A 23300-nucleotide genomic window follows, 5' to 3' on the forward strand; every position below is an offset into this window, starting at 1 on the left:
CTGGGCGCGGGGCCGAATTCCGACGGCGACGAGGGGTCGGCGAAGTCGTCGGGTCGGTAGGGCGGGACGTCACTCACAGGGCTCTCCTCCGTCTGGTGCTCACCCGAGTCTCCCACGGTGGGCGACACTGAGACATGAGGCACACATCCCGGGGCCGCACTGCGCTGGGCCACTGAGCGAGCCATCATGCGCACCCCCTATCGCGCGCGCCCCCGTGGCCTATACGCTACGCCCGTATCACTACCCATAGGAGGACGGATGAGCGATCCATCTGTCATGCGGCCGGCGGCGCCGACGACCCACCGTCGCGAGACGTTCAGCTCACGCAACGTGTTCATCTTGGCGGCCATCGGATCCGCCGTCGGTCTCGGCAACATCTGGCGATTCCCCTACGTGTCATACACCAACGGTGGCGGCGCCTTCCTCATCCCCTACCTCATCGCGCTGTTGACCGCCGGCATCCCGTTGCTGTTCCTCGACTACGCCCTCGGCCACCGCTATCGCGCCTCTCCCCCGCTGGCGCTGCGCCGGGCCGGGAAGAAGTGGAGCGAGATGTTCGGTTGGTGGCAGGTGCTGGTCTGCTTCGTCATCGCCGTCTACTACGCCGCGATCCTCGCGTGGGCCGCGATGTACTTCCTCTTCAGCTTCACCGAGGCCTGGGGTGACGACCCGGAGGCGTTCCTCTTCGGCGAGTTCCTCCAAGTGGCCGAGACCCCGCACATCGGGTTCGACTTCGTCCCGCAGGTGGCCATCCCCATGCTGCTGGTGTGGGTCCTGACGCTCGTGGTGATCGGCCTCGGCGTCAAGCGGGGCATCGCGAGGGCCAACCTGGTGATGATCCCGCTGCTGCTGGTGATGTTCCTGGTCCTGGTTGTCCAGGCGCTCACCCTGCCGGGCGCGATGGACGGCCTCAACGCCTTCTTCACCCCGGACTGGGCCGCGCTGGCGAACCCCGGCGTGTGGGCGGCGGCGTACGGTCAGATCTTCTTCTCGCTGTCGGTGGGCTTCGGCATCATGATCACCTATTCGTCCTACCTGCGTCGCCGCACCAACCTGACCGGCTCCGGCCTGGTGGTGGGCTTCGCGAACTCCGGCTTCGAGTTGCTCGCCGGCATCGGCGTTTTCGCGGTGCTGGGCTTCATGGCGCAGTCCTCGGGTAGCGAAGTGGGTGACGTGGCCTCCGGAGGCATCGGGCTGGCGTTCATCGCTTTCCCCAGCATCGTGTCCTCCAGCTCCATCGGCCCGCTGCTGGGCGTCCTGTTCTTCGCGTCGCTGGTGTTCGCCGGCTTCACGTCGATGATCTCCATCGTGGAGGTCTGCACCGCCGCCCTGCAGGACAAGCTGGGCCTCGGCCGCGTGCAGGCCACGCTCGCCGTCGGCCTGCCGATGGCCGCGGCGTCCATGCTGCTGCTGTCCACCACCACCGGCCTGTTCTTCCTGGACATCACGGATGAGTTCATCAACAAGTTCGGCATCCTGCTCGGCGCGTTCGCGATGGTGATCGTGGTGGCCTGGGTGCTGCGGAAGATCCCGCTGCTGCAGAACCACCTCTACCGCGTCTCCACCGTGCGCTTCGGCAAGGTGTGGATGGTGCTCGTCGCCGTCGTCGTGCCGGTGGTGCTGGGCTACATCCTGGTGACCGAGGTCATCAAGCACGTCACCACGCCCTACGGGGACTACCCGCTGGGAATGCTGGGCATCTTCGGCTGGGGCATGGTGGCATCGCTCATCGTCGGAGCCGCCATCCTGGCCCGCACGCCGTGGAAACGCGGCACCGTGGAATCCATGGACGAGGACGCGCTCGACGCCAAGTATGAGGAGATCATGAAGAAATGACATCCACCGCCATCACCATGATGATCATCGCCATGCTCACCCTCTGGGGCGGGCTGGCAGCAGCAGTGGTGCACCTCGTGCGCACCCCCGAGGTCGTCGTCGACGAAGGCGACCACTGACCCAGACAGAAGACGACGGCGCGGCCACCGATGGTGGCCGCGCCGTCGTCGCGTGTCAGGCGATCAGTAGCCGGATGAAGCGGCCAGACCGATGATGAAGATGAACCACACGATCGTGAGGACGACGCCGATGATGGTCAGGATGGAGATGACCTTGCCCAGCAGGTAGCCGGTCTTCAGGTTGCCGTCGAAGGCGTAGGGCGCGCCGGCCTGGATCTCCTTCTTGGCCTTGCCGCCCATGTACCAGGCGATGAAGGCGCAGACCTGCACGAAGATGCCGATGATGCCGAGGATGAACACGGTCTGGCTCTGCGGGTGCTCGGCGGCGGGGCCGTAACCCGGCTGGCTGTAGGGGGTGGGCTGGCCGTACGGCTGCTGCTGGCCATAGGCCGGCTGGCCGTAGGGCTGCTGCTGGCCGTAGGGCTGTTGCGGCTGGCCATAGGGCTGCTGACCGTAGGCCGGTGCCGGCGGGGTCTGGCCGTAGTCAGGCGACTGACCGTAGAGAGGGCTCTGCTGAGGATCCGGCTGGCCCTGCGGGGCCCCGTACTCCGGCTGGGACATGGCTGTTCCTTTCGATGGCGAATGCACCGCAATTGTCGGGCATGAGGAGGCCATCGCGTTGGAGATTGTCCACAAGGGCCGCCGAAGGTCACGGCAACCGCTCACATGCTGGCCATGATGCCCAGCATGATCAGCGCTGCGAACAGCATCATGAACACGGAGTAGATGATGCCCAGCACCCAGCCGACCTGCCCGCCGGCACCCCACTGGTAGGGCGCGCCGAGGGCGATCTCCTTCTTCGCCTTGCTGCCCATGTACCAGGCGAATGGTGCGGTGACCACCACGAACACACTGAGGACGCCCAGGACCAGCACGGCCACCGACGAGGGGTGCTCCGGCTTTGCCAACTGGTAGCCGTAATACGGTTGGGGCGGCGGCTGCATGGGCTGCTGGTAGGGCACCGGGTAGCCGTACGGCGGCTGCTGCGGCGTGGGCGGCACCACCGGGGCGGGCGACGCGGCCGGGGGCAGGTACGTGGGGACGGGCTGGGCCGGCGGGGGCGTCGGCGCAGTGAACGGGTCCTCGAGGTAGGGGTCGTAGCTGGGCCCGCCGAATTCCGGCCCCCTCGGCGTGCCGTACGGCTGCGGCTGCGGCTCCGACGGCGGGTACTGGTCGTTCGACACCCTGACCTCCTAGTCTCGGGGCCAGTGTAGGCCGACGGGGCCGCAGCCTCTGCACGTTGCGGGTCAGCCGGCGCGCTCCTGCAGCACCGCCTTGGCGGCCGCGAACCGGGCGATCGGCACGCGGAACGGCGAGCAGCTCACGTAGTCGAGGCCGGCGCCGTGGAAGAACGTCACGGAATCCGGATCGCCACCGTGCTCGCCGCAGACGCCCGTCTTGAGCTTGGGCTTGGTCTGCCGACCCTTGGCCACCCCCATCTCCACCAGGGCGCCCACGCCGTCCACGTCGATGGTCTCGAACGGGTTGCGCTCCAGCACGTGGTCCATCACGTAGTTGGTGAGGAAGCCGTTCTCCGCGTCGTCGCGCGAGATGCCGATGGTGGTCTGGGTGAGGTCGTTGGTGCCGAAGGAGAAGAAGTCGGCGAACTCGGCGATCTTGTCGGCCACGAGCGCCGCGCGCGGCAGCTCGATCATGGTGCCGATGGTGTAGTCGAGTTGCTGACCCGCCTTCGCCAGTTCGTCGTCAACCGCTGCCACGACGATGGCCCGCTGCGCCTCGAGCTCCTGCGTGAGCGCCACCAGCGGGATCATGATCTCCACGCCGACGGTCTCGCCCTCGCGCTCCTTGACCGCCAGGGCGGCGCGGATGATGGCACGGGCCTGCATGTCCGGGATCTCCGGGTACAGCATGGCCAGACGGACGCCGCGGGTGCCGAGCATCGGGTTGAGCTCGTGCAGGCGCTTGACCTGGGTCAGCGTCTCGCGGGCCTCGGTGAGCTGCTGACCGTCGCCGTTGGTCAGTTCCAGCCGCTGCACCAGCAGCGACTGCTCCACCAGGTTGGGCAGGAACTCGTGCAGCGGCGGGTCCAGCAGCCGGACGGTGACGGGGAGGCCCTTCATGGCGGTGAAGATGCCCTCGAAGTCCTGCTGCTGCATGGGCAGGATCTCCTCGAGCGCGGCGGCGCGCTGCTCGGGGCTCTCGGCGAGGATCATCTTGCGGACAGCGGGCAGGCGGTCCTGGGCCATGAACATGTGTTCGGTGCGGCACAGCCCGATGCCCTCGGCGCCCAGCTCGCGGGCCTTGGTGGCGTCCTCGAAGTTGTCGGCGTTGGCGCGTACGCCCAGGCGTCGCACGTCGTCGGCCCACTGCACGACCTTGAGGAAGTCCTCGTTGATCTGCGGCGGGATGAGATCGAGCTTCTCGCCGTAAACCTTGCCCTGGGAACCGTCGAGCGTGATGACGTCGCCCTCATGGATGACGCGGTCGCCGATGGTCAGGGTCTTGGCCACAGTGTCGATCTTGATGCCGTGCGCGCCGGCCACGCAGGGCTTGCCCATGCCGCGCGCCACGACGGCGGCGTGCGAGGTCATGCCGCCGTGGGCGGTGAGGATGCCCTGAGCGACGATGACGCCGTGGATGTCGTCGGGGGTGGTCTCGTAGCGCACCAGGACGACTGCCTCGCCCTTGCCGCCCAGCTCAGCTGCGGTGTCCGCGTCGAACACCACGCCACCGACGGCCGCACCCGGCGAGGCCGGCAGGCCGGTGGCGATCGCGTCGTTGCCGTGGTCCGGCGGGATGGCCGGGTGGAGCAGCTGGTCGAGCTGGCCCGGCTCGATGCGCATCAGCGCGTCCTCCTGCGAGATGACGCCCTCGTCCACCAGGTCCGAAGCGATCTTCAGCGCGGCGGCCGCGGTGCGCTTGCCGTTGCGCGTCTGCAGCATGTAGAGCTTGCCGTCCTCGATGGTGAACTCCATGTCCTGCATGTCGCGGTAGTGCAGTTCCATGTCCTTCATGGTCTTGACGAGCTGGGCGTACGCCTCCGGCAGCACCTCCTCCATCTCGTGGAGCTGGCGCGGGGTGCGGATGCCGGCGACGACGTCCTCGCCCTGGGCGTTGACGAGGAACTCTCCGTAGAGCGCGTTCTCGCCGGTGGACGGGTTGCGGGTGAAGCAGACGCCGGTGGCGGAGGTGTCGCCGCGGTTGCCGAACACCATCTGCTGGATGTTGACGGCGGTGCCGAGCGAAGCGGAGATGTTGTGGGCGCGGCGGTACACCTCTGCGCGGGGGTTGCCCCAGGAGCGGAAGACGGCGTTGACGGCGCGGTTGAGCTGCTCGTGGGGATCCGAGGACCATTCCCCGCCGAGGTACTCGTTGGAGATCTCCTTGTAGGTGGCCACGAGCTCCTTGAGGTCGTCGGCCGTGAGGTCTGTGTCCTGATCGACGCCGCGCTCGTGCTTCAGCGCGCTGAGCGCGTCCTCGAAGAGGTGGCCCGGTACGCCCTCGACGACTTCGCCGTACATCTGGATGAAGCGTCGGTAGGAATCCCACGCGAAGCGCTCGTTGCCGGATTCCTCCGCGAGGGCCTTGACGGATTCGTCGGAGATGCCGAGGTTGAGGACGGTGTCCATCATGCCGGGCATGGAGTGGACGGCGCCGGAACGCACGGAGAGGAGGAGGGGCTTCTCGGCGGCACCCAGCACACGGCCGGTGCGCTGCTCGAGGCGCTTCAGCGCCGCGGCGATGCCGTCGGCCAGGCCTTCTGGCCACTTTCCACCGTTGTTCATCGTCTGAACGCAGGCCGTGGTGGTGACGGTGAACAGGTCCGGGACGGGAAGGCCGACCTTCGCCATCTCGGCGACGTTGGCGCCCTTACCGCCGAGGAGGCTGCGCATCGTGGCGTCACCCTCGGACAGGTCGTAGATGTAGCGATCCTCGCTCATGTGGGGATATCTCCTTTGACAAACCCTGGGGAACCGCCTTTGGCTCCCCGCTGCCCCAAGACTAGTCCTGACAAGCCCGGCGAAGGGGGCGGGGTGGGAGAATTACGCTGCGGTCAGGGGAGCCATCCGCCATTGATTGAGCCAGCCATCCTAGGCGTCGGTGGTCGTCGCTAGGGTTGGCCCCACCGAGCCGCCGACGACCAGGGAGAGACGACGCCACATGGCACCCACCACCAAAGAAGCCCAGCGCGCCGAGTTGCACAAGACAATCTGGCGCATCGCCAACGACCTGCGCGGCAGCGTCGATGGGTGGGACTTCAAAACCTACGTCCTGGGCATGCTGTTCTACCGGTTCATCTCGGAGAACCTCACCTCGTACCTCAACGGGTTCGAACGCGACGCCGGAGTCGCCGATTTCGACTACACCCAGCTCAGCGACCCCGAAGCCGAGTTCGGCCGCGACGTCACCGTCGCCGAGAAGGGCTTCTACATCCTCCCCTCGGAGCTGTTCGTCAACGTCCGCGCCCGTGCCAAGACCGACGCCAACCTCAACGAGACCCTCGAGCGGGTGTTCACCCACATCGAGGGTTCTGCGCTGGGCACTGCCAGCGAGCACGACCTCAAGGGACTCTTCGACGACCTAGACGTCAACTCCTCCAAACTCGGCCCCACCGTCGCCCGGCGCAACGAGAAGCTGGTGAAACTCCTCGACGCAATCGGCGACCTGCCGCTGGGCAACTTCGGGGACAACACCATCGACCTCTTCGGCGACGCCTACGAGTACCTGATGACCATGTACGCCTCCAGCGCCGGCAAGTCCGGTGGCGAGTTCTACACCCCGCAGGAGGTCTCTGAACTCCTGGCCCGGATCACGGTGGTGGGCAAGACGTCGGTCAACAAGGTCTACGATCCCGCGGCAGGTTCCGGGTCGCTGCTGTTGAAGTTCGCCAAGGTGCTCGGGAAAGACAACGTTCACAACGGGTTCTACGGCCAGGAGATCAACCTGACCACCTACAACCTGGCGCGGATCAACATGTTCCTCCACGACATCAACTACGAGAAGTTCGATCTCGCCCACGGCGACACCCTCACGGACCCGGCCCACTGGGACGACGAGCCGTTCGAGGCGATCGTGTCCAACCCGCCCTACTCCATCAAATGGGACGGCGACGCCAACCCGCTGCTCATCAACGACCCGCGCTTCTCGCCCGCCGGGGTGCTGGCGCCCAAGTCGAAGGCCGACCTCGCCTTCACCATGCACATCCTGAGCTGGCTGGCCGTCAACGGAACTGCCGCCATCGTCGAATTCCCGGGCGTGCTCTACCGCGGCGGGGCGGAACGCAAGATCCGCCAGTACCTGATCGACAACAACTACATCGATGCGGTCATCCAGCTCCCGCCGGACCTGTTCTTCGGCACCACCATCGCCACCTGCATCATCGTGTTGAAGAAGTCGAAGATTGACAACCAAGTCCTTTTCATCGACGCCTCCGCCGAGTTCACCCGCGCCGGGAACAAGAACAAGCTCACCGATCCCCACCAGCGCCGCATCCTCGACGCCTTCACCGCCCGCGCCGACGAAGCCCATTACGCCAAGCTCGTCACCGCCGACGACATCGCCGCGAACGACTACAACATCGCCGTGTCGTCCTATGTCGAGCAGGAAGACACCCGCGAGGAGATCGACATCACCGCCCTCAACGCCGAGATCGCCCGCATCGTCGCCCGCCAACACGAGCTCCGCGCCGCGATCGACGAGATCGTCGCGGACCTGGAGGGGTCACGGTGAGCGAGCCATCGGGCGAGGTCATCCTCTACAACAGGGACGACGGCACCACCGCACTCGAGGTCCGGTTGGAGAACGACACGGTCTGGCTGACACAACAGCAGCTCGCCGAGCTCTTCCAGACCTCCCGCACGAACATCGTCGAGCACATCCACAACATCTACGACGAAGGCGAACTCGATCAGGCGGCAACCTGTCGGGATATCCGACAGGTTCGGATGGAGGGCACGCGTGAGGTTGCCAGGTCCATCCCGCACTACAACCTGGACCTGATCATCTCAGTGGGCTACCGCGTGAAGTCCGCCGTCGCCACGCGCTTCCGGATCTGGGCGACGGAGCGGTTGCGCGAGTACCTGGTCAAGGGGTTCGTTATGAACGACGAGGCTCTTAAGGAACTCGGCGGCGGCCGCTACTGGCGCGAGTTGCTCGACCGCATTCGCGACATCAGAAGCAGCGAGAAGGTCCTCTACCGCCAGCTCCTCGACCTCTACGCCACCAGCGTCGACTACGACCCCAAGGCTCCCGAGACCCCCCAGTTCTTCGCCGTGGTGCAAAACAAGCTCCACTTCGCGGCCCACGGTCGCACAGCCGCCGAGGTGATCGTCGAGCGAGCCGACGCGACGCAGCCGAACATGGGGCTCACAAACTTCAGCGGCCAGCGCCCGCGCAAGAGCGACATCGCTATCGCCAAGAACTACCTGACGGAGCCCGAGCTCAAGCGGCTGAACACGTTGGTGTCGGCCTACTTCGACGCGGCCGAGTTTCGCGCACAGTCCCATGAGCCCACGTACATGAAGGACTGGCTGCAGCACCTTGACCGGCTGATCGTGGCCATGGGGGCAGAGTCCCTGCCAGGCGCTGGAGCTGTCAGCCGTGCCGCTGCCGAAGGCGTGGCTACTGGCGAGTACGAGAAGTACCGGGCCGCCCTCGACTCCTCACCGTCGAGCGTTGAGACTGCCTACCTGGAGACGGTGAAACGGGCCGCTCAAGCCCTCGAAGGAAGAACCGAATGACCTCCGTCGACGCCCTCATTCGTGAGCACTGCCCGGAGGGAGTGCCGTTCGTCCCACTGGGAACGCTCGGCACGTGGTCCGGTGGAGGGACCCCATCGAAGAGCCGTCCGGAGTTCTGGAAGGACGGCACGATTCCGTGGGTATCCCCGAAGGACATGGGCGGTGTGCTGGTCGACTCGGCGCAGGATCACATCACAGAGGCTGCAGTTCGCGCATCCGCCACGAAACTTGTCCCGAGCCCGGCAATCGTGATGGTCGTCAGGTCCAGCATTCTCGATCACACGTTCCCTACTGCGCTGACTACGGTCCCGGTCGCGTTGAACCAGGACATGAAGGCTGTGGTCCCCTACGACAACCTGCTCCCCGGGTACCTGGCCCACGTCCTGAGGGCCAACGGGCAGGCGATCCTCCGTGCCGCCCGGAAGACAGGCGGATCGGTTGCCTCCATCGACTCGGGCAAGCTCCGGTCCTTCAGGATTCCGGTCCCACCACAAGCCGTGCAGCGTGAGATCGTGCGCATCCTGGATCACTTCACGGAGCTGGAGGCGGAGCTGGAGGCGGAGCTGGAAGCGCGACGTGCACAACGGACTGCGCTGGCCAACAACCTGGCAGTCGCTGTGCGAGACGACGAGCACGAGCGCACTCAGTCAGAACGGGTGCTGCTCGGGGAGATTGCCCGCGAGTCGGTCGAACCGGTGAGGATCCATGCTGAGCAGTCGTATGCCAGCCTCGGGGTGAAGTGGAACGGGGAGGGTGTCCTGCATCGCGCCCCGCGCAGTGGTCACTCCATTAAAGCAACCACGTTGTATCGTGCGCGTCCTGGACAACTGATCTACAACCGAATGTTTGTCGTCGAAGGGTCGTTTGCTCTCGTCCCGGATGAGTGCTGTGATGCGGTGGTCTCAGGAGAATTTCCCCTGTTTGAAATTGACGAGTCTCGAGTGGAACCTCAGTGGCTGCTGCAACACCTTTGCGATCCATACATTCTTAAGCGAATCGAAGCAGAAGTCACAGGCACTGAGCGCGGATCGATGAAAAGTCGGCGGCGATGGAAGGCAGATCAGTTCCGAGAATTTGAGATCAAGCTGCCCTCTCTTGCAGAACAGCGACGGACGGTGGCAGCGCTTCAAGCAAGCACCGACCTCCTAGCCTCGCTCGAACAAGAGCTCGCAGCACGCCGGAAGCAGTCCCAGTACTACCGCGACAAGCTGCTCACTTTCGAGGAGAAGCGATGAACGGCAAACACATCGAGCTGTTCCTCGTTGAGGGCATCCCGGGTGGGATCACGACCGCCGAAATCGCAGGCTGGACCGGGCACGTGCTCTCCGGACCGCGCGCTGATCTTGCCGACATCCTCAAGCGTGATGAGGCGCAGCGCAACGGCGCCTACCTGCTGATGGGGAACGACGACGAGGCCATCGGCGGCGTGACCTGTTACATCGGACGCACCGAGAACTTCCGCAACCGGTTCAGGGATCACAAGGCCAAGAAGGAGTTCTGGGACCGGGTGGTCCTCATCACGGCCAAGGACGACGGCTTCAACGAGGGCCACTGGGGCTACCTTGAAGCGCGGCTGGTAGATCTGGCTCGGCAGGCCGCCCGGGTGACGCTCCGCAACGACAACACACCTCAAGGACGCAAGCTGTCCGAGGCTCAGGCCTCGGACATGGAGGCATTCCTCAGCCACCTGCACATCATCCTTCCCGTCCTCGGCGTGAACGTGATCCGCACCCGGACGACGCCCCAGGCCGAACCGAAGCCGTCGACGGATTCCCCCGTCTTCACGCTCACCCGCCCCCACCTGGGCGTCCAGGCCAGGGCGCAGCTCTTCGGCGACGAGTTCACGATCCTCGCCGGCTCCCTGGTGGTGGGCACGTGGTCAGGCACAGGCAAGGCCCAGAGCACCCAGCGGGCCTACGCCTCGTACCGTGCGCAGCACCAGAAGTTGGTGGCGGACGGCTCCATCATCGTCGAGGGCAAGGTGGGGCGCCTGACGCGTGACGTGCCGTTCACATCACCGTCGACCGCGGGCGCCGTCGCCCTCGGCCGGTCCTGCAACGGCCGGATCGAGTGGGTGTGGGAGGGCGGGAACTACGCCGACTGGGAGAACCGTGGCCTCGCCATCTGAACAGCGGCAACGCGGAGCTAGCCGGAACCTCTCGGTTCATGCAACGCGTCATGCTCATGATCATCGTCATAATCATGATCAAGATCAATGAGTATGAGGAGAGGGGGCACTGTGGACACGCAAAGCTTGGTGGACGACCTACGGCAGCGGGGGGCCGAACTGACTGATGTCGAGGTGAAGGCAGCAACCGGCGGCTGCCCCTCCAGCCTCCGTGAGACCCTGTCCGGCTTCGCCAATCGAGGTGGAGGCACGATCCTGCTGGGCCTTGCCAACCGAACCTTCGAGGCTGTCCCCATCAACGCCGATGCTCTCCGTGATGCCGTCGCAGGGATGGCGGCCAACGACCTGACCCCTCCACTCACACCCCACATCGAGATTGAGGTGATTGACGACGGCAAGCGCATCGGGCGAGTCGACGTGCCAGAGTTGGACCCCGTCGAGAAGCCCTGCTACGTCACCAACCAGGGGCGATACTCAGGGGCATACGTGCGCAACGGGGAGGGAGACCGGAGGCTCACGCACTACGAGATCGACAGGCTGCTTGAGAATCGAGCGCAGCCCGAGTTTGATCGCCAACCGGTCCGGGCAACCTTGAACGATCTCGTACCTGACCTTGTTGACTCCTATCTCACGAGGGTTGTCGGGCAGCGGCCGCGCGCCTTTCAGGGGCTTGACCGCTTGGAGCGGATGCGGCGGCTTGGTCTGGTGGCGATCGAGGAGGGTCACCCCCGACCCACCCTTGCAGCGCTCCTGACAACATCTCCTGCGACGGCCCCATCCCCGAGATGGTCGAGACAGCCGTGGCGTCGATACGACGCAACATGACCCGCGCGGCACTTATCGAGGGGATCGGCAGAACCGATCGCTACGAGTATCCGCTGGAGGTGGTGCGCGAGTTGGTGCTCAACGCCGTCCTCCACCGCGATTACTCTCCGGGTGCCCTGGGTACCCAGATTCAGATCGAGTTGTACCCCGACAGATTGGTGGTCCGGAGCCCAGGCGGGTTCTACGGATCAGTCGAGCCAGGAACCCTGGGGGAACCGGATGTCTCCTCCACGCGCAACAGCCTCCTCGCCCGGATCCTCGCCGACATTCCGTCGGGGGAAGGCTCTCACATGCTGGTCGAGAACCGAGGCTCAGGGATTCCCACGGTGCTTCGCACCCTCAATCGCGCCGGCATGCGGCCACCGGACTTCGATGGCAACTTCCGTCGGGTCCAAGTGACCGTTCCGCGTCACGCGTTGCTGACTCCCGAGATCCTCAATTGGATCGGGTCACTCGGAGAACCCGACCTGACTGAGGCCCAAGTCCAGGCACTGGCCGTGCTCATAACCGGGACTCCGGTGCGCAATCAAACGCTCCGTGGCTGGGGGCTCCATGCCGCTGATGCAACACGAGCGCTCACAGACCTGGTAGACAGAGGACTCATCACAAAGGTCGGCGATCGACGCGGAGCTTCCTACACCCTCTCCGACGAGATATCCGTCCAGGGCGACCTCCTGGCCTCGATGAGTGGCGAAGACCGACGAGATCGAATTGTCGAGTTGGTGACCCGTCACGGGGAACTGAGGATCACAGAACTGCAGACGATGGTCCGGGCAAGCCGGCCAACGTTGGTTCGGGACCTCAACACCTTGGTCGCTGAGGGGAGACTGGAGGCCACGGCGCCGGCGCGCAGCAGACACCGCGCCTACCGACCCTCTCAGGGCGAGCAGCTACCTCTCTCTCGAGAGACAACGCCATGAGCTCTCTTGGGGCGCCGCACTTCGAGCCCATCGCGATCAGCGCAGAGAGCACCGTGGTGGCCGAGTACCCGGCGGAGGCGTCGGCGCCTGACGGGTATCAGTCGGAGGCCGATCTTGAGCGGGAGTTCGTCAGCATCTTGGAGGCTCAGGCGTACGAACGCCTCCACGTGAGCAGCGAGGCTGACCTCATCGCGAACCTACGACGACAGCTGGAGGCCTTGAACCAGATCACCTTCTCCGACGAGGAATGGCGGCGCTTCTTCACCGAGCAGGTCTCCAGCGCCAACGCGGGAATCGTCGACAAGACCGTCAGCATCCAGGAGGACCACGTCAAGCTGCTGCGCCGCGACGACGGGACCACCAAGAATGTCCGCCTGATCGATAAGGAGCACATCCACAACAACAAGCTGCAGGTTCTCAACCAGTACGAGACCGGCGTGGGCGAGGGCGGTGGAAACCATGCCACCCGCTATGACGTCACCGTGCTGGTCAACGGGCTGCCGCTGGTGCACGTTGAGCTGAAGCGGCGCGGGGTGGACATCCGCGAAGCGTTCAACCAGATCAACCGCTACCAGCGCGACTCGTTCTGGGCAGGGTCAGGGCTCTTCGAGTACGTCCAGCTCTTCGTGATCTCCAACGGCACGCTGACCAAGTACTACTCCAACACCACCCGCCGCCTGCACCTGGCTGAGAGTTCCGGGTCGCGGCGCACCCGCAAGACGTCGAACTCGTTTGAGTTCACCTCTTGGTGGGCCGACGCCAACAACCGTCCCATCCAGGACGTGACGGCGTTCGCCAAGACATTCTTCGCCCGCCACACCCTGCTCAACATCCTCACCCGCTACTGCGTCCTCACGTCCGACCGGTTGCTCCTGGTGATGCGGCCCTACCAGATCGTGGCCACCGAGAAGATCCTGGGCAAGATCCAGATCGCCACCAACTACAAGAAGCTCGGCACCCTCGACGCGGGCGGTTACGTGTGGCACACCACCGGCTCCGGCAAGACGCTGACCAGCTTCAAGGCCGCCCAACTCGCCGCCCGGATGCCGGGTGTGGAGAAGGTGCTGTTCGTCGTCGACCGCAAGGATCTGGACTACCAGACCATGCGCGAGTACGACCGGTTCCAGAAGGGTGCGGCCAATTCCAACACCTCCACCGCCGTGCTGAAGAAGCAACTGGAGGACCCGTCGGCGCGCATCATCATCACCACCATCCAGAAGCTCGCCACCTTCATCGCGGGGAACAAGGGCCACGAGGTCTACAGCGGCCACATTGTGATCATCTTCGACGAGTGCCACCGCTCCCAGTTCGGCGACATGCACACCGCCATCACCCGGGCATTCAAGCGCTACCACCTGTTCGGCTTCACCGGCACCCCGATCTTCGCCGCCAACTCCGGCACGGCCGGCAATCCCCAGCTCCGAACCACCGAGCAGGCCTTCGGCGAGAAGCTGCACACCTACACAGTCGTCGACGCGATCACCGACAAGAACGTGCTGCCGTTCCGCATCGATTACGTCAACACCGTCCAGGTGGGGCAGGTCGTCGACAAGCAGGTCTCCGCCATCGACACCGAACGTGCCCTGCTCGCGCACGAGCGGATCGCCAAGGTCGCGGCATACACGCTGGAGCACTTCGACCAGAAGACGAAGCGGTCGCAGGCCTACACACTGGGTGCGAAACGCGTGCGAGGGTTCAACGCGCTCTTCGCCACGGCGTCCATCGACGCGGCCCGCCGCTACTACAACCAGTTCCACCTCCAGCAACAGGACCTCCCCTCGGATCAACAGCTGAAGATCGGCCTGATCTACTCCTACGCCGCGAACGAGGCCCTCGACGATGGCGTCCTCGACGAGGAGGGCTTCGACACCTACGGCCTCGACGCGTCGGCACGCGAGTTCCTCGAAGACGCCATCCAGGACTACAACGACCTCTTCGGCACCAGCTTCGACACCTCGGCCCAGCGGTTCGAGAACTACTACAAAGACCTGTCGATGCGGCTGAAGAACCGCGAGATCGACCTCGTGATCGTCGTCAACATGTTCCTCACCGGCTTCGATGCCACCACGCTCAACACGCTGTTCGTGGACAAGGACCTGCGCGCCCACGGCCTCATCCAGGCCTACTCCCGCACCAACCGAATCCTCAACTCGGTCAAGACCTACGGCAACATCGTGTCGTTCCGGGACCTGGAGCAGCAGACCAACGACGCCATCGCCCTATTCGGCAACCGCGACGCCCGCGGCGTGGTCCTCCTCAAACCGTACGCCGACTACTACTGCGAATACGGTGAGAAGGTCCACGAGCTGCTCGACCGCTTCCCCCTGCAACACCAACTGATCGGGGAGGGCGAGGAGAAGGCGTTCATCGCACTGTTCGGCGCGATTCTCCGGCTGACCAACATCCTGACCGCATTCGACGATTTCGCCGGGGACCAGTTGCTCACCGACCGGCAGAGCCAGGACTACCGCAGCCGCTACCTCGACCTCCACGCCCAGTACCGAGCAGTCACGGACTCCGAACGGGAGACCATCAACAACGACGTGGTGTTCGAGATCGAGCTGGTCAAGCAGGTGGAGATCAACGTCGACTACATCCTCATGCTGGTCGAGCAGTACCGGCAGCAACGAGGCGACGGCGACGACAAGGAACTGCGCGCCACCATCACCCGCGCCGTCGACGCGTCTCCGTCCCTGCGCAGCAAGAAGGACCTCATCGAGGAGTTCGTCGACTCGATCTCGGCAGAGGGGGGCGTCGACCATGAATGGCAGACCTATATCGCCGCCCGCCGCGAAGCGGAACTCCAGGCCATCATCGATGAGGAGAGCCTCAAGCCCACCGAAACCCGGAACTTCGTCGAGCACGCTTTCACGAACGGTTCCCTGCAGTCCGCGGGCACCTCGGTCACCAGGATCCTCCCCCCGGCCTCCCGATTCGCCGAAGCAGGCGGAGGCCACGCCGCGAAGAAGAATCGGGTGCTGGCCCGCCTGGGAGCCTTCCTCGAACGCTTCCTGGGGCTGGGATAACTCCCCAGGAGGCGGCGTGGCTCACTTGGGCGGGGGCGCCCAGGCACCTCCCGGCCGCACGATGCCCGGGGGCCGGCGGAGCCGTTGGCCCACCTTGCGGGCCCGGTCGTCGACCACGTCGATGATGCGTGAGGCGGCCTCCTCGATGGCGACGCCGGTGGTGTCGATGATGGGGCAGCCGAGCTTGCGCTGGGTGCGGCCGATCTCATCGAGCTCGTCGTAGATCTTGACCAGGTCGGCGTACCCGTCCTTGGTGCCGAAGCCACCCATGCCGCGCACCCGCTGGCCACGGATCTGATTGAGCCGCTCCGCGTCCATCGTGAGCCCGATGATGCGCCAGCGGTCCAGATCCCACAGCTCCTTCGGCGGTTCGATGCCCGGCACCAGGGGCACGTTGACCGCCTTGTAGCCCAGGTAGCCGAGGTAGATCGACAGCGGGGTCTTGCCTGAGCGGGACGGGCCCACCAGGCAGATGTCGCACTCCTTGAGCGCCTCCGGGAGCGACCCGTCGTCGTGGCGGACGGCGAAGTCGATGGCGGCCATCCGCACGAAGTACTCCGCCTCGACGCCGAGGGGGCGCATGGGGACCTGGTCGGCCTCGATGCCGCTGATGCGTTCCAGCGCACCCATCGCCTGCGTCATCAGATCGGCGAACGGCACCTCAATGTCGTTGCAGAACGATTTGACCAACTCGGCCTGTTCCTCGCTGACGAGCGTGAAGAACACCGCGACGGGCGCCCGCTCCGTGCTCTCCTTGATGGTCTCGAGCGCGGTGAGCAACGACGCCGTGGTGCCCACCTTGCGGTGGCGGACCAGGCTGAACTCCCGCGTCGGGAACTGCGTGATGGCGGCCCGCGCGATGCGGGCCGCGGTCTCGCCGGTGGAGTCGGCGATGATGTGGATCTCCAGCGGCTCTGCTGACATGGCAGTCACCTTACGCCGCGCGGCGAGGACTTCCGGAGTATTTCCCCGGCCACTCTTCCCTCCTGGGATCGCAGGGCTAGGCTTGGATACCAGGGCACCACGGAAGTTGCCCGCAGTACCCAGGAGGTGCACACAGATGGATGCAGTTGTGGAGGAGACGGCGGAAACCAAGAGCGTGAAGGTGACCCACAAGGTCGCCAAACCGCTCGAGAAGGTGTGGGCGGCGCTCATGCAACCCAACGGCCAGGAGCCGTTGCTGGGCAAGGGTGGTCACCTGGGATCGAAGGGGGTCGACTGGGCGTCCACCGAAGGCCCCCACGGCGTCACCCGGAGCTTCCACCCCATGGAACAGATCCGGTTCTCCTGGCATGAAGCCGAAGGCGCTCCCCGCAGCCTCGTCGACCTGCAGATGAAACCCGTCGACGGCGGCACCGAGCTTCACCTGACCCACGAACTCATCGAAGATGGCTACGCCCCTGAGTCGTTGACCGAGCGCTGGGAGACCGCGCTCCGGAAACTCGACGACCAGGCCTGACGCAATTGCGGCGGCGGGGTGGGCCGGAGGGCCCACCCCGCCGTCGCGACGGCCGCGTGGAACACGGTGTTGGCTCACCGATAGACCGCGACGCTGTCGTCGTCGCCCACCACCAACCGCCCTCCGTACACGGTGGCATACCCGTGCAACGTCCGCTCCCACCTGACCTCGCCGGTGTCGGGGTCGATGCCCAACGCTTTCGGCTGGGTGGTCTCGCCTGTCTGCGGATCTGACGGCGTGATCAGCACAACGAGCTGCCCCTCCCCCACGTACACGGCCGCTTCACCGGCGTGCGCCTCGATGGGGGTGCGCATCACCTCGCGTCCGGTGGTGGCGTCGAAGCGCAGCACCGCCATGGCTGCGGAACCGTAGGCTCCCTCGAGGACGATGAGGTCGTCGCCCCACAGCGCCCCGGGCGCAGCACCCTGCGGATCCCCCCACAGCTGGTTTGCCAGCGGTGTCACCCACCGCACTTTTCCGGTGCGCGGATCGAGCCGTTGCAGCTCCCCCTTGCCGCTCAGGGGCAGGAGGTAGAGGAGCCCGTCGTCGACCACGGTCCCCCAGTTGCCCACCTCGGAGCGCCACACCTCCTTCCCCGATGCGGGCTCGATGGCACGGACCGCGCCGAACTCGTTGATGACCGTCACGCCGTCCACCACGTGCATCGACGGCCGCGTAGGCTGCCAGTCGGGCTGCGCGCCGTCGGACATCCGGAACACGTAGCGGTTGGCGGCGAACTCAGAGGCGGCCGAGTCCGGCGCGAGGTACGCGAATCCGTCAGACTCCAGGACCTGCCTCGCAAAGCCTCCGGACCATCCACCCCCGGCGTCGACGTCGACATCCCACAGCGGGTGCACCAGATCGCCGGGGTCGTATGCCAGCAATCTGGCCGCGCCAGGACCGTAGGGGTCCTCGTCGTTCTGGCGCACCGCCAGGAACAACGTGCCGTTGTTGCTTGAAGAAACCCAGCTGTACCCGCCAGGCGACTCAAACACGTTCCCCGCCGAGTCCGTGTACTCCGTGGAGTCGAACACCGGCATCTCCAGCCGGTGCATCTCCCGGCCTGTCTCGCGGTCAAGTAACGCCGTCGCCCCTCTGAGAAGCACGCCGACCCACGGGGTCCCCGGCAGATCGGTGAGATGCGACTCGTCGAAGCCCCACACGCCCTGCACCGAGGTCCGCCACAGCTCTTCGCCGGACCCTGCCGCGAGCAGTGCCACCTGAGGCGGCGCCGGGTCCCCGCCTCCGACAGAGACCAGGAGGCGGTCGCCGCTGACGGGCACGAAACCCCCGTACGCCCTCCCGTCGTCGCCCCATCGCCACGCCTCGACGGGCCCGTCCTGGAGGCCGAGGACCTGCGGCGCGGGGGGCGGCGGCGACCTGAGGAGGAGGACCACCCCTAGCCCCAGCGCCAGCGCCATCGCCACGGCCCCCGCCACGACGGCAGTGCGGCCCCTGGACCACCCACCCAGTCGCCCGGTGGGGTCTGGTGCCGGCGGCGCGTCCAGGTCCAGCACGTCTTCGGTCATGCGGACAGCCTAGGGTCGCCGGACGCCGGCCGCGGCGGCCACCTTCAACGCGTGCGGCGCCCAGGCGACAGCCACGTTGAGCGATCAAACCCAGCCCCCGCTGACTTCGGCCACTACCGGAAGTAGTATGAGGGGACGGCACATTGCGTCGCGGCCCGGTTTCAAGGAAGAAGACGGTCATTATGGCAACCATGCTCTCCAGCAGAGGGATGAGGCGGGCCCGCTGGGCTGCGCTGGCAATCGCAGGACTCACGGCACTCGGAATCACCGGCTGTTCGGGCGACGGCGCCCCGCCCGGCGAGACCCACGTCGGAGGTGAGGCCAATCTTCAGCTGCCGGATCTCGGCAGCGTCGATTTCCTCGGCATCCCCGGTTCCGCGCTCCTCGGGCTCGGCCTCATCGTGTGCGCGCTGGGCCTCGGTTTCGGCCTCATGACCTACACGCAACTCAAGCGCATGCCCGCCCATTCGGCGATGCGCGAGATCTCGGAACTCATCTACACCACCTGCAAGGCCTACCTGAAGCAGCAGGGCAAGTTCCTGCTGGTGCTGTGGGCGTTCATCGCCGCGATCATCATCTTCTACTACCTGTTCCTCGTCGGCTTCGGCGTCGGGAAGACCGCCATCGTGATCGCGTTCTCGCTGATCGGCATGGCCGGCTCCTACGGCGTCGCCTGGTACGGCATCCGCGTCAACACGCTGGCGAACTCGCGCACCGCGCACGCAGCGCTCGGCGGCAAGCCCTACCCCTGCCACGACATCCCGCTGCGCTCCGGCATGAGCATCGGCATGGTGCTGATCTCGGTCGAACTCGCGATGATGCTCATCATCATGGTGTTCCTGCCCGGTGAGATCGCCGGCGCCTGCTTCATCGGCTTCGCCATCGGCGAGTCCCTCGGCGCGTCCGCCCTCCGCATCGCCGGCGGCATCTTCACCAAGATCGCCGACATCGGCGCCGACCTCATGAAGATCGTCTTCAAGATCAAGGAAGACGACGCCCGCAACCCCGGCGTCATCGCCGACTGCACCGGTGACAACGCCGGCGACTCCGTCGGCCCCTCGGCAGACGGCTTCGAGACCTACGGCGTAACAGGCGTGGCGTTGATCACCTTCATCCTCATCGGCGTGCCGGAAGTCAGCATGCAGGTGACCCTGCTCGTGTGGCTGTTCGTCATCCGCGCCGCCATGGTGGTCGCCTCCGGCATCTCCTACTTCGCCAACCGTGCCTGGGCGAAGGCCCGCTACGCCAACGCCGACGACATGGACTTCGAGGCGCCCCTGACGTCGCTGGTCTGGATCACCTCGGCCGTCTGCATCGCCACCACATTCCTCACCTCGATCCTGCTCATCGGCAACCTCGAGGGTGGCCTCTGGTGGAAGCTGTCGTTGATCGTCAGCTGCGGCACGCTGGCCGGCGCCCTCATCCCCGAACTGGTCAAGGTGTTCACCTCCACCAGCGCCCGCCACACGCAGGAAGTGGTCATCTCCTCCAACAAGGGCGGCCCCTCGCTGGGCATCCTCTCCGGCCTCGTTTCGGGCAACTTCTCCGCCTACTGGCTGGGGATGGCGATCGCGGCCCTGATGGCCGTCGCCTACGGCATCTCCACCCTCGGCCTGAGCGACATGATGCTGGCCCCGGCCGTCTTCGCCTTCGGCCTGGTCGCCTTCGGCTTCCTGGGCATGGGTCCTGTCACCATCGCGGTGGACTCCTACGGCCCGGTGACCGACAACGCGCAGTCCGTCTTCGAGCTGTCGACGGTGGAACATGACCCCAGCGCGGCCGACGAGTTGGCCACCGAGTTCGGCCATGAGCCCGACTTCGAGCGCGCCAAGTACTTCCTCGAGGCCAACGACGGCGCGGGCAACACGTTCAAGGCGACGGCGAAGCCCGTGCTGATCGGCACCGCGGTCGTCGGCGCCACCACCATGATCTTCTCGATCATGATGGGCCTCACCGACGGCCTGGAGAACGCGGAGGCCGTCGCGAACCTGTCGCTGCTGCACGCCCCGTTCCTGCTCGGCCTGCTCGTCGGTGGTGCCGTCATCTACTGGTTCACCGGCGCGTCCATCCAGGCCGTGACAACCGGCGCCTACCGGGCCGTCGAGTTCATCGGCGCCAACATCAAGCTCGACGGGGTGACCCGCGCGAGCGAGGAGGACTCGGCCAAGGTCGTCCAGATCTGCACCCAGTACGCCCAGAAGGGCATGTTCAACATCTTCCTCGGCGTCTTCTTCTCCACCCTCGCGTTCGCGTTCGTGGAGCCGTTCTTCTTCATCGGCTACCTGATCGCGATGGCCCTGTTCGGCCTGTACCAGGCCATCTTCATGGCCAATGCGGGCGGCGCCTGGGACAACGCGAAGAAGATCGTCGAAGTGGACCTCGACGCCAAGGGCACGGCCCTGCACGACGCCACCATCATCGGCGACACCGTCGGCGATCCCTACAAGGACACCTCGTCGGTGGCGCTGAACCCCGTGATCAAGTTCACCACCCTGTTCGGTCTCCTCGCGGTCGAACTCGCGGTCTCCCTGAACGCTCAGGGCGGCCAGGTGCTGACCTGGGTGCTGGCCGCGGCGTTCTTCTTCGCGTCGCTGTTCTTCGTCCACCGCTCCTTCTACGGCATGCGCATCAACGAGAACATGTCGGAGATGGAGATCGATCGGACAACCGAGGCTGTCGCGATCGACGCCTGACCCCTATTCCGAGTCGGAACCGCTCGGCACAAGGCCCGGATCTCCCTCCCCCAGGGAGATCCGGGCCTCGCGTGTTCGTCGGCCGGCCGGCTTGGGCGCCCAGCTCAGCCCTGGAAGGGCCGCACCTCGACGGTGGGGTTGCAGCCGGTGGCCACCGCCCGTTTCGCCCAGTCGAGCGCGGCCGCGTCGTCCTCGACGTCGATGACCCAGAACCCGTTGACCTGGTCCGGGTACTGCAGCACCGGGCCCTCGACGACGACACCCTCGGACGTGACGTACCGGGCGTCCGACGGCGGGGTGAGCCCGCCGGCGAACACCCAGGCGCCGGCGTCCATCATCTCCCGGTTGAGGGCGTCGACCGCCGCGAAGATCTCGCTCTGGTCGGCGTCCTCCGCGAACGGCTTGCCGTCGTGGATGACTGATAGCAGGAACTGGGGCATGGCTACTCCTCGTGTGCTCCGGTGCCGGTTCGTGCCCCCAGCCTCACCGCCGGCACGCCCCGCGTCAAGAGTCGATCACCACGCGCCCGGCGCGTCGTTCGTAGACTGGGGGCAGCGACTCCCAGCCGCAGATGTCAGGAGTGACCATGTCCACAGACCGCACCGCCCGCGCGTTGGCCTTGGCGCCAGCCGAACTCTTCATCGACGGCGTGTGGCGCCCTTCATCCTCCGGCGAGACCTTCGCCGTGCACAACCCCGCCACCGGCGAGGTGCTCACCCGGGTCGCCTCCGCCACGCCGGACGACGGCATGGCCGCGCTGGCGGCTGCCGACGGCGCCGCATCGGGCTGGGCGCGTACCCCGGCAAGGGAGCGCTCTGAGCTCCTGCGTCGCGCCTACGACCTGCTGATGGAGCGCGCCGACGAGTTCGCCACGCTGATGACCCTCGAGATGGGCAAGCCGCTGGCCGAGGCCAGGGGCGAGGTGACCTACGGCGGGGAGTTCCTCCGCTGGTTCGCCGAGGAGGCCGTCCGGATCAACGGCCGCTACTCCCCCTCGCCGGAGGGCAACCTGCGCATGCTGACGGTGCGCCGCCCCGTTGGGGCCTGCCTGTTCATCACGCCGTGGAACTTCCCGCTCGCGATGGCCACCCGCAAGATCGCCCCGGCGTTGGCGGCAGGCTGCACCACCATCCTGAAGCCCGCCGCCCTGACGCCGCTCACTTCGCTGGCCTTCGTGCGCCTCCTGGAAGAGGTGGGCGTGCCCCAGGGCGTGGTGAACGTCATCCCGACGGAGGACGCCCAGCCCGTGACCGGCCCCATCATCCGCGACCGTCGCCTGAGGAAGCTGTCGTTCACCGGCTCCACCGCCGTCGGCATGGCGCTGCTCGAGGAGTGCGCCGGCAACGTGGTGCGCACGTCGATGGAGTTGGGCGGCTGCGCGCCGTTCATCGTGTTCGACGACGCGGACCTCGGCAAGGCCGTGGAGTCGGCCTACCAGACGAAGATGCGCAACATGGGCGAGGCCTGCAACGCGGCCAACACCTTCTACGTCCAGGCGGGGGTGGCCGACGAGTTCGCCGAGCGGCTGGCGGCGCGCCTGGCCGCGCTCACCGTCGGCGACGGCCTCGAGGAGGGCACCCAGGTGGGTCCCCTGATCTCCGACGGCGCACGCAAGGGCGTCGGAGACCTGGTTGACGAGGCGGTGCGGCAGGGCGCGAAGGTGCTGACCGGCGGGGGGCCTGTCGACGGACCGGGGTACTTCTACGCCCCCACCGTGCTCACAGGGGTCACCGCCGACGCGGCCATCGCGTCCACGGAGATCTTCGGCCCAGTGGCCCCCGTCACGACCTTCGAGACCGAGGACGAGGTGGTCGAGCGGGTCAACGCCTCCCCTGTCGGGCTCTCCGCCTACCTGCACACCGGCGACCTGGCCAGGGTCTGGCGGATGACCGAGCGCCTGGAGACGGGCATGCTCGGAGTCAACGGCGGCACCATCTCGAATGCTGCCGCGCCGTTCGGTGGCGTCAAGCACTCCGGGATGGGGCGCGAGGGCGGCCCTGAGGGCATCGAGGCGTACCTGGAGACGATGTACGTCGGCTTCGCCGACCCGTTCGCCTGACCCTG

At 66.1% G+C, this 23300-nt stretch carries 18 protein-coding genes; 12 read left to right on the plus strand and 6 right to left on the minus strand.

The window, feature by feature from the left end:
* Positions 1-258: 258 nt before the first annotated feature.
* Positions 259-1836: a sodium-dependent transporter gene (locus ACX1DX_RS09625; RefSeq protein WP_459396425.1), complete on the plus strand. Its 1578-nt coding sequence runs from the start codon at positions 259-261 to the stop codon at positions 1834-1836.
* A complete protein-coding gene (locus ACX1DX_RS09630) occupies positions 1833-1955 on the plus strand; it encodes a methionine/alanine import family NSS transporter small subunit (RefSeq protein ID WP_459396426.1) in 123 nt (40 codons plus the stop codon). The genes ACX1DX_RS09625 and ACX1DX_RS09630 overlap by 4 nt, the downstream gene beginning before the upstream one ends.
* Before the next feature lie 63 nt (positions 1956-2018).
* Here ACX1DX_RS09630 and ACX1DX_RS09635 read toward each other — a convergent pair whose 3' ends face one another.
* From ACX1DX_RS09635 to ppdK, 3 genes are all read right to left on the minus strand, one after another.
* The gene (locus ACX1DX_RS09635; protein WP_459396427.1) at positions 2019-2516 is read right to left on the minus strand and encodes a hypothetical protein; all 498 of its coding nucleotides are present in this window, start codon (positions 2514-2516) and stop codon (positions 2019-2021) included.
* A 101-nt stretch (positions 2517-2617) separates the two neighbouring features.
* Positions 2618-3139: a hypothetical protein gene (locus ACX1DX_RS09640; RefSeq protein ID WP_459396428.1), complete on the minus strand. Its 522-nt coding sequence runs from the start codon at positions 3137-3139 to the stop codon at positions 2618-2620.
* A 63-nt stretch (positions 3140-3202) separates the two neighbouring features.
* Positions 3203-5857 (minus strand): pyruvate, phosphate dikinase, encoded by a 2655-nt coding sequence (ppdK, locus tag ACX1DX_RS09645; protein WP_459396429.1) that lies wholly within the window; start codon positions 5855-5857, stop codon positions 3203-3205.
* 220 nt (positions 5858-6077) lie between these two features.
* Between ppdK and ACX1DX_RS09650 the strand changes: the two genes are divergently transcribed.
* The 7 genes from ACX1DX_RS09650 (at position 6078) to ACX1DX_RS09680 (ending at position 15555) form a co-directional block, all read left to right on the plus strand.
* On the plus strand, positions 6078-7646 hold the full coding sequence (locus tag ACX1DX_RS09650; RefSeq protein WP_459396430.1) for a type I restriction-modification system subunit M: 1569 nt from the start codon (positions 6078-6080) through the stop codon (positions 7644-7646).
* The gene (locus ACX1DX_RS09655) at positions 7643-8656 is read left to right on the plus strand and encodes a virulence RhuM family protein (protein ID WP_459396431.1); all 1014 of its coding nucleotides are present in this window, start codon (positions 7643-7645) and stop codon (positions 8654-8656) included. The genes ACX1DX_RS09650 and ACX1DX_RS09655 overlap by 4 nt, the downstream gene beginning before the upstream one ends.
* On the plus strand, positions 8653-9891 hold the full coding sequence (locus tag ACX1DX_RS09660; protein ID WP_459396432.1) for a restriction endonuclease subunit S: 1239 nt from the start codon (positions 8653-8655) through the stop codon (positions 9889-9891). Before ACX1DX_RS09655 ends, ACX1DX_RS09660 begins: the two co-directional genes overlap by 4 nt.
* Positions 9888-10784 carry a GIY-YIG nuclease family protein gene (locus tag ACX1DX_RS09665; protein ID WP_459396433.1) on the plus strand — a complete coding sequence of 299 codons (897 nt, stop codon included), beginning with the start codon at positions 9888-9890 and terminating at the stop codon, positions 10782-10784. Before ACX1DX_RS09660 ends, ACX1DX_RS09665 begins: the two co-directional genes overlap by 4 nt.
* A gap of 111 nt (positions 10785-10895) precedes the next feature.
* Positions 10896-11609, plus strand: coding sequence for an AlbA family DNA-binding domain-containing protein (locus ACX1DX_RS09670; RefSeq protein WP_459396434.1), 714 nt, complete (start codon positions 10896-10898; stop codon positions 11607-11609).
* Positions 11570-12529, plus strand: a complete 960-nt coding sequence (locus ACX1DX_RS09675) for an ATP-binding protein (protein ID WP_459396435.1) — start codon at positions 11570-11572, stop codon at positions 12527-12529. Before ACX1DX_RS09670 ends, ACX1DX_RS09675 begins: the two co-directional genes overlap by 40 nt.
* Positions 12526-15555: a type I restriction endonuclease subunit R gene (locus tag ACX1DX_RS09680; RefSeq protein WP_459396436.1), complete on the plus strand. Its 3030-nt coding sequence runs from the start codon at positions 12526-12528 to the stop codon at positions 15553-15555. Before ACX1DX_RS09675 ends, ACX1DX_RS09680 begins: the two co-directional genes overlap by 4 nt.
* 21 nt (positions 15556-15576) lie before the next feature.
* Here ACX1DX_RS09680 and ACX1DX_RS09685 read toward each other — a convergent pair whose 3' ends face one another.
* Positions 15577-16479, minus strand: a complete 903-nt coding sequence (locus tag ACX1DX_RS09685; protein ID WP_459396437.1) for a pyruvate, water dikinase regulatory protein — start codon at positions 16477-16479, stop codon at positions 15577-15579.
* Positions 16480-16615: 136 nt separating this feature from the next.
* Between ACX1DX_RS09685 and ACX1DX_RS09690 the strand changes: the two genes are divergently transcribed.
* On the plus strand, positions 16616-17014 hold the full coding sequence (locus ACX1DX_RS09690) for an SRPBCC family protein (protein WP_459396438.1): 399 nt from the start codon (positions 16616-16618) through the stop codon (positions 17012-17014).
* A gap of 74 nt (positions 17015-17088) precedes the next feature.
* Here ACX1DX_RS09690 and ACX1DX_RS09695 read toward each other — a convergent pair whose 3' ends face one another.
* The gene (locus ACX1DX_RS09695; RefSeq protein WP_459396439.1) at positions 17089-18543 is read right to left on the minus strand and encodes a BamB-related PQQ repeat family beta-propellar protein; all 1455 of its coding nucleotides are present in this window, start codon (positions 18541-18543) and stop codon (positions 17089-17091) included.
* 209 nt (positions 18544-18752) lie between these two features.
* On the opposite strand from ACX1DX_RS09695, the gene ACX1DX_RS09700 reads away from it, so the two are divergent.
* On the plus strand, positions 18753-21236 hold the full coding sequence (locus ACX1DX_RS09700; protein WP_182763381.1) for a sodium-translocating pyrophosphatase: 2484 nt from the start codon (positions 18753-18755) through the stop codon (positions 21234-21236).
* 104 nt (positions 21237-21340) lie between these two features.
* Here the strand turns inward: ACX1DX_RS09700 and ACX1DX_RS09705 are convergent, their stop codons facing one another.
* A complete protein-coding gene (locus ACX1DX_RS09705; RefSeq protein WP_076061457.1) occupies positions 21341-21676 on the minus strand; it encodes a YciI family protein in 336 nt (111 codons plus the stop codon).
* Between the two features lie 146 nt (positions 21677-21822).
* Between ACX1DX_RS09705 and ACX1DX_RS09710 the strand changes: the two genes are divergently transcribed.
* Positions 21823-23295, plus strand: a complete 1473-nt coding sequence (locus ACX1DX_RS09710) for an NAD-dependent succinate-semialdehyde dehydrogenase (RefSeq protein ID WP_459396440.1) — start codon at positions 21823-21825, stop codon at positions 23293-23295.
* The last annotated feature ends 5 nt before the right edge of the window (positions 23296-23300 follow it).

It is taken from the genome of Tessaracoccus zhenghani, assembly GCF_054552775.1.